The organism is Shewanella sp. MF05960 (genome assembly GCF_050849305.1).
In the GTDB taxonomy this organism is placed as follows: Bacteria; Pseudomonadota; Gammaproteobacteria; order Enterobacterales; family Shewanellaceae; genus Shewanella.
The window spans coordinates 52,470-64,728 of sequence record NZ_JBOZPS010000018.1; the positions used below are offsets into that span (position 1 = coordinate 52,470).

14 protein-coding genes are annotated in these 12,259 nt (G+C 43.5%); 7 read left to right on the forward strand and 7 right to left on the reverse strand.

The window, feature by feature from the left end; genetic code table 11:
* Positions 1-2: 2 nt before the first annotated feature.
* Positions 3-1,214: a tyrosine-type recombinase/integrase gene (locus ACROAE_RS16465; RefSeq protein WP_432403705.1), complete on the reverse strand. Its 1,212-nt coding sequence runs from the start codon at positions 1,212-1,214 to the stop codon at positions 3-5.
* Positions 1,215-1,413: 199 nt separating this feature from the next.
* Positions 1,414-2,277: a YicC/YloC family endoribonuclease gene (locus ACROAE_RS16470; RefSeq protein ID WP_432403707.1), complete on the reverse strand. Its 864-nt coding sequence runs from the start codon at positions 2,275-2,277 to the stop codon at positions 1,414-1,416.
* Positions 2,278-2,519: 242 nt separating this feature from the next.
* On the opposite strand from ACROAE_RS16470, the gene rph reads away from it, so the two are divergent.
* On the forward strand, positions 2,520-3,233 hold the full coding sequence (gene rph / locus ACROAE_RS16475; RefSeq protein ID WP_011639245.1) for a ribonuclease PH: 714 nt from the start codon (positions 2,520-2,522) through the stop codon (positions 3,231-3,233).
* Between the two features lie 72 nt (positions 3,234-3,305).
* The gene (gene pyrE / locus ACROAE_RS16480; protein WP_432403709.1) at positions 3,306-3,947 is read left to right on the forward strand and encodes an orotate phosphoribosyltransferase; all 642 of its coding nucleotides are present in this window, start codon (positions 3,306-3,308) and stop codon (positions 3,945-3,947) included.
* Between the two features lie 101 nt (positions 3,948-4,048).
* Here the strand turns inward: pyrE and folE are convergent, their stop codons facing one another.
* From folE to coaBC, 4 genes are all read right to left on the reverse strand, one after another.
* Positions 4,049-4,699, reverse strand: a complete 651-nt coding sequence (gene folE, locus ACROAE_RS16485; protein WP_432403711.1) for a GTP cyclohydrolase I FolE — start codon at positions 4,697-4,699, stop codon at positions 4,049-4,051.
* Positions 4,700-4,930: 231 nt separating this feature from the next.
* Entirely contained in the window at positions 4,931-5,524 is a 594-nt protein-coding gene (gene slmA, locus ACROAE_RS16490; RefSeq protein ID WP_432403714.1) for a nucleoid occlusion factor SlmA, read from the reverse strand.
* Positions 5,525-5,559: 35 nt separating this feature from the next.
* The gene (gene dut / locus ACROAE_RS16495) at positions 5,560-6,018 is read right to left on the reverse strand and encodes a dUTP diphosphatase (RefSeq protein WP_432403716.1); all 459 of its coding nucleotides are present in this window, start codon (positions 6,016-6,018) and stop codon (positions 5,560-5,562) included.
* A complete protein-coding gene (gene coaBC, locus ACROAE_RS16500; protein ID WP_432403718.1) occupies positions 6,015-7,208 on the reverse strand; it encodes a bifunctional phosphopantothenoylcysteine decarboxylase/phosphopantothenate--cysteine ligase CoaBC in 1,194 nt (397 codons plus the stop codon). The genes dut and coaBC overlap by 4 nt, the downstream gene beginning before the upstream one ends.
* Positions 7,209-7,486: 278 nt before the next feature.
* Between coaBC and radC the strand changes: the two genes are divergently transcribed.
* From radC to ACROAE_RS16525, 5 genes are all read left to right on the forward strand, one after another.
* Positions 7,487-8,164 carry a RadC family protein gene (gene radC / locus ACROAE_RS16505; protein WP_188959009.1) on the forward strand — a complete coding sequence of 226 codons (678 nt, stop codon included), beginning with the start codon at positions 7,487-7,489 and terminating at the stop codon, positions 8,162-8,164.
* Positions 8,165-8,285: 121 nt separating this feature from the next.
* On the forward strand, positions 8,286-8,522 hold the full coding sequence (gene rpmB, locus ACROAE_RS16510) for a 50S ribosomal protein L28 (protein ID WP_137223931.1): 237 nt from the start codon (positions 8,286-8,288) through the stop codon (positions 8,520-8,522).
* A gap of 6 nt (positions 8,523-8,528) precedes the next feature.
* Entirely contained in the window at positions 8,529-8,702 is a 174-nt protein-coding gene (rpmG, locus tag ACROAE_RS16515) for a 50S ribosomal protein L33 (protein WP_011494790.1), read from the forward strand.
* Positions 8,703-9,252: 550 nt separating this feature from the next.
* Entirely contained in the window at positions 9,253-10,572 is a 1,320-nt protein-coding gene (gene argA, locus ACROAE_RS16520; protein WP_432403788.1) for an amino-acid N-acetyltransferase, read from the forward strand.
* 97 nt (positions 10,573-10,669) lie between these two features.
* Positions 10,670-11,209: a PH domain-containing protein gene (locus ACROAE_RS16525; protein ID WP_432403721.1), complete on the forward strand. Its 540-nt coding sequence runs from the start codon at positions 10,670-10,672 to the stop codon at positions 11,207-11,209.
* On the opposite strand, the gene rarD is transcribed toward ACROAE_RS16525, so the two are convergent.
* Positions 11,206-12,126 carry an EamA family transporter RarD gene (gene rarD / locus ACROAE_RS16530; protein WP_432403723.1) on the reverse strand — a complete coding sequence of 307 codons (921 nt, stop codon included), beginning with the start codon at positions 12,124-12,126 and terminating at the stop codon, positions 11,206-11,208. The two genes, ACROAE_RS16525 and rarD, sit on opposite strands and share 4 nt — an antisense overlap.
* Positions 12,127-12,259 lie beyond the last annotated feature (133 nt).

The following is a 12,259-nucleotide window of genomic DNA, read 5'->3' on the forward strand; positions in this document are numbered from 1 at the left end:
CATCAATTAATTATTTGCAGCAGTGTGTTTGATAATTTAGCTAGTGCTTCTTTCCGCTCTTCAAAATAATCATGCTGGTTATAGATTCCTTCTACACCCTTAAGCTTATGATTCAAGCAACGCTCTGCCACATGCCCAAGAGTACCTTGCTTGGCTAGTAGGGTGCGGCAAGTGCGGCGTAAGTCGTGGACGGTAAAGTGGGCCATATCACCCATTAAGTTAAGCGGTTGTTTTTTCTTACCGGCTTCATGACCAAAAAGCTTAGTGATCGCTCTGTTTAATGTATCTGAGCCCATGTGCGGATTTTTGCTGGTTCTACGGCTTGGAAACACATATTCAGAACCACAAGCTCTTACCTTTAGCTCTTGTAACCAGTTCATGACAACTTCAGGTAATGGAATAGCAATGCCAACGCCTGATTTACTGCGCTCTTTAGACAAGTTCCAAACCTGCTTCTCTAGATCAAATTCCTTCCATGGCGCTTCTGCCAATTCAGACTTCCTAATACCCAATGTCACCAGTAATGCACAGGCTAGATAATTGTCACGGCTGAAACTATCGCTGTTGCTTCGTGCAATATGAAAGAACTGAGTAACTTCTTCTATTGTTAAAGCCCTGTCTTTGCTTTTTTCCACGCCACCAGCATCAGAAACCGAAAATGCACTCGCTGGATTTGCGCCAAGCAGATCCAGTTTTATGCCGTGATTGAAAAGTTGTTTACAGTACATCAGAGCGTCGTTAGCGATCGCAGGACGGCCAGTAGCGGCAATGGCCTTCAATACTTCTCTTATGTCCCTAGCGTTGACGCTATTGACGTTAAAGGTGCCTATATGTGGCGCAATGTCTTTACGGTAGATGCGTTCGGGGATTTCGTGGTGTTTGAGTCTTTTAACGTTACCGATATGCCAATCGGCGAAGAGGTCATCGACGGTTTTAATTTCGGCTTGTTCAGCGCGTTTCTTAGCGACAAGAGGATCTAAGCCATCTCGAAACTGCTTCATTTTAATTGCAGCGTCGGCACGAGCATCAGCAAGAGAAAGATCACTGTATTTGGCTAGTGTCATTTCTTTGCGTTTATTGTTGGCCGTGTAGCGGAGCATCCAAAACGCTTTGCCGGATTTGGGTACAACAAAATACAGGCCTTCACCATCGGCGAATCGACCAGGCTCTCCCTTGGATTTTGCTGCTACTTCCTTTGCGGTTAATTTTCCCATTAGCTCTAGTTCTCCAGCCAATTATAAGGGTGGGTATTTTACCCACCACTACACATTGGCTAGATACTAGCATACTCACCATATTACCCACCAGTTAGTTCGAGAAAGTGGTGGGTACGTTTGGACCTCTATGGATTGAGATTAAGAATAAATCCTTTTAAAACAATGGTTGTGTTACATTTGCGGACCTAAATGGACGTTATTCAACGTTTTGGATCTGCTCGCGCATTTGCTCAATCAATACTTTTAATTCAACAGCGGCCGAAGTGATTTCTGCACTGATTGATTTTGAGGCTAAAGTATTTGATTCGCGGTTAAACTCTTGCATCATAAAGTCTAAACGACGACCTTCGCTGCCACCTTTTTTAAGGATGCGGCGAGCTTCTGCTACGTGTGCTTCAAGACGGTCCATTTCTTCGGCAACATCTTGCTTTTGTGCTAGGAGTACCATTTCTTGTTCGATACGGGCAGGGTCTAGTTCACCAGCAATATCGGCTAAGCGGTTAGTGAGTTTTTCACGCTGATATTTCATTACCGTTGGCATATGCTCACGCACAACGTTCACTTGTTCCATTACGCCGTCTAAGCGAGTCAGTAACATGTCTTTAATCGCTTCACCTTCACGGCCGCGCGCTTCGATAAACTGATCGATTGCATTATCAAAGGCTGTCATCAGTTCTGCACCAATGCTGTCCATGTCTTGCTCGGCTGAGGCAAGCACGCCAGGCCAGCGTAATACGTCTGTTAAGCTTAGTTCGCCTTGACCGGCTTCTTGCTTTAACCAATTAGCAGCACTTAATAACTGTTTTGCTAGCGCTTGGTTGAGTTGCAATTCGTTGCTGCTGTTGTCGGCTAACTCATAACGTAGATTCACTTCTACTTTACCGCGGTTTAAGCGTTTACGTAGGCGATCGCGTAAGACAGGTTCAAAGCTACGAAACTGCTCAGGTAGGCGCAGGTAGGTTTCTAGGTAGCGCTGGTTGACTGAACGAATTTCCCATGAGGCTGTGCCCCATTCTGCTTTGTGCTCGATACGAGCGTAGGCTGTCATGCTTTGGATCATGAAGTGTCCTGTTATGTTATTACGCAAATGTGGGTTGATTATAGCCGTTTTAGGTCGTTGGATTAAAGGATTAGTGGCGATAATTGTGGCTTATCTTGGCCGATATCAACAACATCCGCGATAACGCTAGTGGACGATCATGTTACCGATAGCGATTAGCGTGGGTTTGTCGTGGCATCTGGCGTCGCGAACCTCTATAATATGCGCTCAAATCTGATATGAATTCGACTACAGGACTTTTCATGCGCCCAAGTAACCGTACACCAGCTCAAACTCGCCCTATTACTATTACGCGTTCTTTTACTGCACATGCTGAAGGCTCTGTTTTAGTTGAGTTTGGCGACACAAAAGTATTATGTACAGCCAGTTTCACTGAAGGCGTTCCACGTTTTCTTAAAGGCCAGGGTCAAGGTTGGGTTACTGCTGAATATGGCATGTTACCGCGTTCAACGCACAGCCGTATGGACCGTGAAGCGGCTCGTGGTAAGCAGTCTGGCCGTACTCAAGAAATTCAACGTTTAATTGGCCGTGCATTACGTGCAGCCGTTGATATGAAGTTGTTAGGTGAAAACACTATAGTTATCGATTGTGACGTGATTCAAGCTGATGGTGGTACACGTACTGCTGCTATTACGGGTGCTTGTGTGGCGTTAGTTGACGCGCTTAACTGGGCTCGCGGTAAAGGCATTATTAAAGCCAACCCACTTAAGTTTTTAATTGCAGCTGTGAGTGTGGGTATTTACAAAGGCGAAGCGATCAGCGATTTAGAATACATTGAAGACAGCGCTGCTGAAACTGACATGAACGTTGTGATGACTGAAACCGGTAAGATTATCGAAATTCAAGGCACTGCAGAAGGCGAACCATTTAGCCATGAAGAGTTGCTCGAGTTGTTAGTGTTAGCTAAAAACAGTATTCGCGAAATTGTCGATGTGCAAAAAGCCGCATTAAGTTAATATGCTGTTGAAAAATGAGGACCGATAACGGTCCTTTTTTTTAATCCAAAATTTGATTATAGAGGAATAACCGTGAAAGCCTATCAACGCGAATTTATTGAGTTTGCTTTAGCCCGCCAAGTGTTACGTTTTGGTGAGTTTACCCTTAAATCTGGTCGTACGAGTCCGTACTTTTTTAATGCTGGATTGTTCAATACGGGTAAAGACTTAGCGCGTTTAGGCCGCTTTTATGCTGCGGCGTTAATGGACTCGGGCATTGAGTTCGATTTGTTATTTGGCCCTGCATACAAAGGTATTCCGATTGCCACAACTACAGCCGTTGCTCTGTGCGATCATCACGATGTTGACATTCCATACTGCTTTAACCGCAAAGAAGCTAAAACCCACGGCGAAGGCGGCAGTTTAGTCGGCAGTGAGCTCAAAGGTAAGGTGATGCTGGTGGACGATGTGATCACTGCGGGCACTGCTATCCGCGAGTCGATGGAAATAATTAATGCCCACAATGCCCATCTTGCTGGAGTGTTGATTGCACTTGATCGCCAAGAAAAAGGCAAGGGCGAGCTGTCGGCGATTCAAGAAGTTGAACGCGATTTTGGCTGTGAGATTGTGTCGATTATTAAGTTAGCTGATTTAATTAATTACTTGTCTGAAAAGCCGGGAATGGAAGCTGAATTAGCCTCTGTTAGCTCATATCGCGAGCAATACGGAATTTAGTGTAGACAAACTGATTCGCTGAGGCTGAAAAATTAAAAAAGCTGCACAATAGTCATATTGATGCAGCTTTTTATTGCACTTTTTTCCGTAATCCGTGTACGCTATTTCACTTGGTGTAAAAACTCAGCACGGGTAGCAGGGTTAGACTTAAAAATACCGCCAAGTGCCGTGGTGGTGGTTGAACTGGTTGAGTCCATTACCCCACGAGATTTAACGCAGTAATGTACCGCATCCATTTTTACCGCTACGTCTTTGGTTTCAAGCAAGGTTTGCAGCGCCACTAACACTTGTTGGGTTAACCGCTCTTGTACTTGCGGACGTTGGGAAAAGAAGCGCACGATTCGGTTAATTTTAGACAAGCCAATAATTTTAGTTCGCGGTAAATAAGCCACAGTCGCGAATCCATCAATGGTTACCAGGTGATGTTCGCAGGTACTGGTGAGGCTAATATCTTGCACTCGCACCATTTCATCAACGCCCATCTTATTTTCAATGACGGTGATTTTTGGGAAGTTTTCGTAATCGAGCCCCGAGAAGATTTCATCAACATACATTTTGGCGATGCGACGTGGCGTGTCTGCCAAACTGTCATCAGTTAAGTCGAGTGACATTAAGGTCAAAATCTCACGCATATGGTGTTCAATTTTAACTTTACGTTCTTCAGGCGTGGAAGTTTTTGGCAGCATCGGGGTTTCTAACCCACGGTCTTTTAGCGCTGCTTGTACTTTAATTGCGGCTTCACTGAATGCCATATATCCTCCAACGACTCGATATCACTGTTTGTATGAGTGTAGATTAACACCCACTTGGCTGCCCCATAGGGGAAAAGGAGAATAGCGCGATTCACTGTAAATTAATACCGCAGCCAATAAAAAAGCCGATCCTTCTATTCAAGTATCGGCTTTTGTTGATTAAACATTTAAGCGTTATGTCATAATATTTTTCACGGTTTCAGCATTAAAGAAACGAAATGGATGATTCAATTAGCTTCTCAACAATTGTTGCTGAATAAAGGTCCATTGTTCATCAAAATGCAGTGTGGGTTTTTGTTTGAATTCACTGCGGACAAACTGTGAAATTCTGCCTTCGGCAAACGCTAACAATAGATTGGCCAGTATGGCTTCGTCGATGTTAAAGCCTACGCCTTCACGTAAGGTTTTTTCGCGTAGAATTTGTTTTATTTGGGTTTCTATCTTGGCAAATAACACGTCGATTCGACTGCGTAAACGCTCGTTTTCACCTAGCAGTGCATCGCCATTTAACACGCGAGAAATCCCTGGGTTTCGTTCAGAAAACACCAACAATAGCTGTAATACTAATTGGCAGCGGGTCATGGTGTCTTTTTCTTCGTCCATGATGATATTCAATCGCGAGAGAATTGCGTCTTCAATAAATTCGATTAAGCCTTCAAACATACGCGCTTTGCTAGGAAAGTGACGGTACAGTGCGGCCTCAGACACGCCCACTTCAGCGGCGAGTTTGGCGGTGGTGATGCGTTGACCTGGGCTAGTTTCAAGCATTTGCGCTAAGCATTGTAAAATATGCTCACGACGGTTTATTTTTGGGCTTTCGGCCATTATGTGTTCCTTGGCTCAGTGACTACTTGAAAAGGTTATTTGGTACCAGAGTGACCAAATCCGCCTTCTCCACGATCTGAGCTATTAAACTCATCCACAAGGGTAAATTGGGCTTGTACAACAGGGACAAACATTAATTGGGCTAAACGATCGCCAATGTTGAGTGTGAATGGTTTATCACTTCTGTTCCAACATGACACCATAAGTTGCCCCTGGTAATCGGAGTCAATTAAGCCGACCAAATTACCCAGCACAATGCCATTTTTATGGCCCATACCTGAGCGCGGTAAAATCACTGCAGCCAGGCTTGGGTCGGCCACATGAATGGCGATACCTGTTGGAATTAATACGGTTTGTCCTGGCTCTATGACCATTGCCGTGTCAGTCATTGCGCGTAAGTCCATGCCTGCACTACCGGGAGTAGCATAAGCTGGCAGCGGAAATTCACTGCCAATACGCGAGTCGAGAATTTTTAGTTCAATGGGTGTTTTCATGATTTTTTTAGTTGTTGTTCTATCAATGTGAGTAATTGGCGCGCCAGTGTGAGTTTGTCTGTTGCGGGCAGTTGTTGGCTGCCGTCTTGCCAAAATACTTGTAGTGCATTGCTATCGGCATTAAAGCCTAAGCCTTGAATAGAGACATCGTTAGCGGCAATCATATCCAGTTTTTTACGCTGTAGTTTACCGCGAGCGTATTGCTCTACGTCGTTCGTTTCAGCGGCAAAGCCGACTGTGAAAGGTCGTGTTGTGTGCTGAGCTACCGTGGCTAAGATATCAGGATTACGCACCAGTGCAAGCTGCATTTCTTCTGCCGATTTTTTAATTTTTTGATCGGCGACATCGGCAATTCGATAGTCTGCTACTGCGGCGCAGCCGATAAAAATATCATGTTGTTCAACTTGTTGCATTACGGCATCGAGCATTTGTTGTGCAGAACCCACATCAATACGCTTAACACCTACTGGTGTGGCAAGATTGACCGGCCCTGAGACGAGTGTCACCTCTGCGCCCATTTCTGCAGCGGCTTGTGCCAGAGCAAAGCCCATTTTGCCAGAGCTGTGGTTGGATATATAACGCACCGGGTCAATGGCTTCGCGGGTTGGCCCAGCGGTGAGTAACAATTTATGACCTTGTAAAGACTTTGGCCCAAAAAACTGCACCAGTTGTTCGGCTATGGCGACGGGCTCTTGCATACGACCTGGACCGACTTCACCACAGGCCTGGTTGCCTGAGGCTGGCTGCCAAATGATTAAGCCTTTGCGGGCTAGATTGGCCATGTTCTCTTGGGTAGCGATGTTTTGATACATCTGTTGATTCATAGCCGGGCACACAATGATTGGTGCACTCGTGGCTAAACATGTGGTGGTGAGTAGTTCGTCTGCCATGCCGGCATTAATACGTGCCATTAAATTTGCTGTAGCAGGAGCGAGTAACACTACGTCTGCCCAGCGTGCCAGTTCGATATGGCCCATTGCGGCTTCTGCAGCAGGATCGAGCAAATCAGAGGCAACAGGATGGCCCGAAAGCGCTTGAATCGTTAATGGTGTAATAAATTCCATGGCGCTTTGGGTCATGATGACTCGTACATCTGCGCCGCGTTCTTTTAAGCGACGAATAAGATCGGCACTTTTATACGCAGCAATGCCGCCACCAATTCCGAGTAGTACTTTTTTATTTGTCAGCATGTTGTGCATTATCCGACTCTATCCTAATTGCGGCTAACAATATCACAAACCTGTGACAATTTGCGTGGATCCAATCTCAAAAATATCGACCATACTGTGTAACTGATTATAAGAGGGTGTAAATAATTGAGAGCGTGTTACCCATTAAGAAGATGTCATGATTTCAACGTGGGTTTTTAAAGGCACATCAATTCAGTATTGGCGTAGTAGTAACGAATTTATGCAACTTGGTTGAATTCGTCGAGGGTATGGCGTCTTTAAGATAACAAGGAGCATACATGGGTATAAAAGATTGGCCTCAAGGTGAGGGGCCGCGAGAAAAGTTATTACTAAATGGTGCAGGGCATTTGTCTGATGCTGAATTATTAGCGGTGATTTTACGAAATGGTCTAGCGGGTCAAAATGCAGTGGATTTAGCCCGCGAAATGATAAATCAGTTTGGTGGTTTACGAAGCTTGTTAAGTGCATCGAAGAGCCAAGTGTGCAAATTAGCCGGTGTTGGGCCGGTAAAATATGCTCAATTACAGGCTGCAGCCGAGATTTCTAAGCGAATTGCGCATGAAAATCTACAAAGAGGGCAAATTTTGACAAATCCTGATTTAACTCGGGACTATTTAATGAGACAATTAGCAGACCGATCCTATGAAGTGTTCGCCTTACTATTGTTGGATACCCAACATAGAGTCATTCAATTTGTAGAATTATTTCGTGGCACCATCGATTCCGCTTCTGTTTATCCTCGCGAGGTTATTAGCCTTGTGTTGGAGAAAAAAGCAGCAGCGGTGATAGTGTGTCACAATCACCCGTCTGGCATTGCAGAGCCAAGCCAGGCTGATCGGCGAATAACTGAGCGAATAAAAAATGCATTGGCAACCATAGATGTTTCTTTGTTAGATCATATGGTTGTAGGTGATCAGGAGATAGTCTCCTTTGCCGAGCGAGGATGGATTGTATAAACACTGCTTGATCTTATATGGTCAATCGTGTATAAAATGCGCCCTCTTTGTGCCTCGGGCGACGGCCATACGAGGCACATTAATGCTCGAGCGTTAAAAATTTGTTTTGGAGAAGATTGACATGTCAAGAGTATGCCAAGTAACTGGCAAGAAGCCAATGGTTGGTAACAACCGTTCGCACGCTAAAAATTCGACTCGTCGTCGTTTTTTACCTAACCTACAAAACCACCGTTTTTGGTTAGAAGAAGAAAAACGCTTCGTACAACTACGTGTATCTACTAAAGGTATCCGTATTATCGATAAGAAAGGTATTGAAGTTGTTGTTGCTGAACTTCGTGCCCGTGGCGAGAAGGTATAATAGAAAATGGCTAAATCTAAAGGTAATCGTGAGAAGATCAAATTAGTATCTAGTGCTAAAACCGGTCACTTCTACACTACTGAAAAGAACAAGCGTAACATGCCTGAGAAAATGGAAATCAAGAAATTTGATCCAGTTATTCGTCAGCACGTTATGTATAAAGAAGCTAAAATCAAGTAATTGATTTTTGATTCTTAAAAAAGCCCCTTCATTGGGGCTTTTTTTATGCCTAAAGAAAAGTAAGCTATACTGACACCAATCCACATTAGAATGTGCTCTTTTAGCGAAAATTATCCATGCAGTTGTACGTTAACAAAGAAGGCAATGCTGATACATTCGCCCTTCGGGGCAGTGTTACTAGACCCATTACTGCTTCAAATGCCTTTGATGTAGGTTAATACACCTACAGTCATTTTCATTATACCGGCCCTAGTGGCGCAGTCTAAAATAGATCATATTCTAATAATGATTGGTATGATAAAGTTTATGCTGTTTGAGAGAGCAAAAGTGCGTAAAGCAAGATAGTGCATTCAGTTAAACTAACGTTATGGCTGTAATGATTTTTTCACACTTAACGGACAAACTATTTTTTGTTTAATGTGAAATAAAATGCTTTAAAAGTGAATTAAAATGCAATACCATCATTATTCTATACTACATTCTGGCTTGTAACTGCACTCAGGTTGCAAGTATGACTAACACCAAACTAATTACCGAGGTGAATTTGCCTGTGAGAACCACTGAACTGGTTGATGGATTTCGTCATTCTGCTCCTTATGTTAATGCCCATAGAGGTAAAACTTTTGTCGTCATGTTAGGTGGCGAAGCATTAGCGCATCCGCAATTTCGCGGCATTTTAAATGATGTTGCCTTGTTGCATTCACTCGGGATTGAAGTGGTATTAGTTTATGGTGCTAGGCCGCAAATTGATGCAGGGCTCAAAGCTGCGGGTATCGAGCCGGCATACCATAATGGCATCCGCATTACGGATGAAGATACTTTAAAAATTATTAAGCAGGTAGCCGGTGCGACTCAGTTTGATATTACTGCAAGATTGTCGATGAGCTTAGGCAATACGCCAATGCAAAATGCACAAATTAACGTAGTGAGTGGTAATTTTGTTATTGCACAGCCTCTAGGTGTCGATGACGGTGTTGATTTTTGTTTGAGTGGTAAGGTGCGTCGTATTGATGCGCAGGGCTTACGCCGCCAACTCGACAATAACGGCATTGTGTTGATGGGGCCGATAGCGGCTTCTGTTACGGGTGAAAGTTTTAACCTCACAGCTGAAGAAGTGGCGACTCAAGTCGCCATTAAGCTTAAAGCAGACAAAATTATTGGTTTTAGTGATACTAACGGCCTCATCGGCAAACATGGCGAAGTGATTGCTGAGTTAATGCCTGATGACATCGAAGAAATGCTAAAAACCATGTCTGTAGATGATCATACAACGGTAGGCACTATGGCGTTTTTAAAGGCCAGTGTAGAAGCGTGTCGTCGTGGAGTGCCACGTTGTCATTTAGTGAGCTATTTAGACGATGGTGCATTACTGCAAGAGCTGTTTTCTCGCGAAGGTATTGGTACTCAGATTGTGACACAAAGTGCAGAGCGTTTACGCCGTGCCACGATCAGCGATATAGGTGGTATTTTAAACTTAATTCGTCCATTAGAAGAGCAAGGTATTTTAGTGCGCCGTTCTCGTGAGCAGCTTGAAATGGAAATTGAGCAGTTTATGTTAGTTGAGCGCGATAACTTAGTTATTGGTTGCGCTGCGCTATACCCATTTGAAGAAGATAATGCCGGTGAGTTTGCGTGTTTAGTGGTGCATCCTGATTATCGTGATGCCGACCGAGGCAGCATCTTATTGAATAACATTATTGGTCAAGCGCGAGTGCGTGGTTATTCACGTTTGTTTGCATTAACGACTCGCAGTATCCATTGGTTTTTAGAGCATGGTTTTAATATTGTTGATGTTGAAGAGTTACCAAACAAGAAAAAACAATTGTACAACTATCAGCGTCGTTCAAAAATTCTAGCGCTCGATTTATAATTGATACACACCATAAAATGTCGGTTATTCCGGCATTTTTTATGGGTAAAATAAACGAAAGTGAGCGGTATAATATGAGTTTTACTGAGGAGGACTTATGGATGTTATCGCGTTAACGCCACTTGATTCAGGGGCGATAAACAGCGTTATTGCAGTATTATTAGGTTTGCTCGCGTTAACCGTCTTTATTTTTGTGAAACCCATTCCGAGTAATGCTAAATATCTTACTTTAGGCATCATGTTGCCGCTAATGGCTTTATTTGTCTTTATTTTATATCAATCATTTAGCAGTAATATTTCTTGGGATAACAAACTGTTGCGGGTAAATATTCCGCTGTATTCGAATGAGATAGATACTGACCTCGTTGATTTTGCACAAGCGCGTGTAGTTAACCTGATTAAAGAGCCTGAATACGCCGCTAAATGGCGCACAAATGGTTTAGGTTTGCCAGGGTATTCTCTGGGTTGGTTTTCATTGAATAATGGCGTTAAAGCCTTGCTGTCGGTTACTGAATCTGAAGGCGTGATCCTCTTGCCAATCAGTCATGATCGAGTGATTTTGTTTAGCGTAATCGATGCAGATGAAGCGCTAGCAAAGTTGCATGCTAGCGCACAGTCCAAACAACCTATTGATTAAATCTTCACTGCGGCCGCTTTTTTAGTGGCCACATGACGACGCTGGCGTTGCAGTACCATGTCGCCAACAAATATCACCAGTGCTCCCCAGATAAAACAAAAAGTGATGCCTTTTTCAATGTCAAAAGGCTCATTAAACAGTTTTACTGCAAGAATGAACATGATGCTTGGGCCAATGTATTGGAAGAAACCCAAAATAGAAAATGGAATTCTGACCGCCGAACCGGCAAAACATAAAAGTGGGATGGTGGTAACAATACCCGCAGCCACTAACAGTAAGTTGAGGTTAAGGCTATTGGTTAACATGCTAACAGGTGAGCTGTCTAACGTGACCAATAAGTAACCGAGTGCAACCGGTAATAAAATAGCAGTTTCAACCAGTAAGCCAGATTTTGCATCAATATTGACTTTTTTGCGCAGTAAACCATAAAAACCAAAGCTTGCTGCAAGAGCCAAAGATACCAACGGAATTGAACCAAACGAGATTAACTGCACCAGGACACCCACACTCGCTAATGTAACAGCAACCCATTGTAATTTACGTAAGCGTTCGCCAAGAAACACCATGCCTAGCAATACGTTAAACAATGGATTAATAAAATAACCTAAGCTTGCATCAAGCATGTGGTCGTTATTGACTGCCCAGATAAAAATAAGCCAGTTTGCTGCGATTAATATCGAAGTTGTGAGCAAAATGAGTAGTTGCTTGGGCTGTTTAAGAATGAGGCGTAAGCGACTGAATCCACCTATAAATTGCATCAAAATGATCATAAACAGAAATGACCATACAACACGGTGCATTAAAATGTCAGTGGCTGGAACTTGATGTAATAGTTTGAAATATAAAGGGGCGATACCCCAAATGGTGTAAGCGCAAATCGCGAGGAAAACCCCTTTACGATATTCTAAATCAGGCATAGTGAGTCAACAATGGCAACAACGAAAAGAGGGGCGATTGTAGGTTGCCCCTATTGATGACACAAGTGATTAAGCGATTTGTTTTTATTGGTTAACTGTCAGTTTAACGTGGCAATGACGTTGATACATTGCC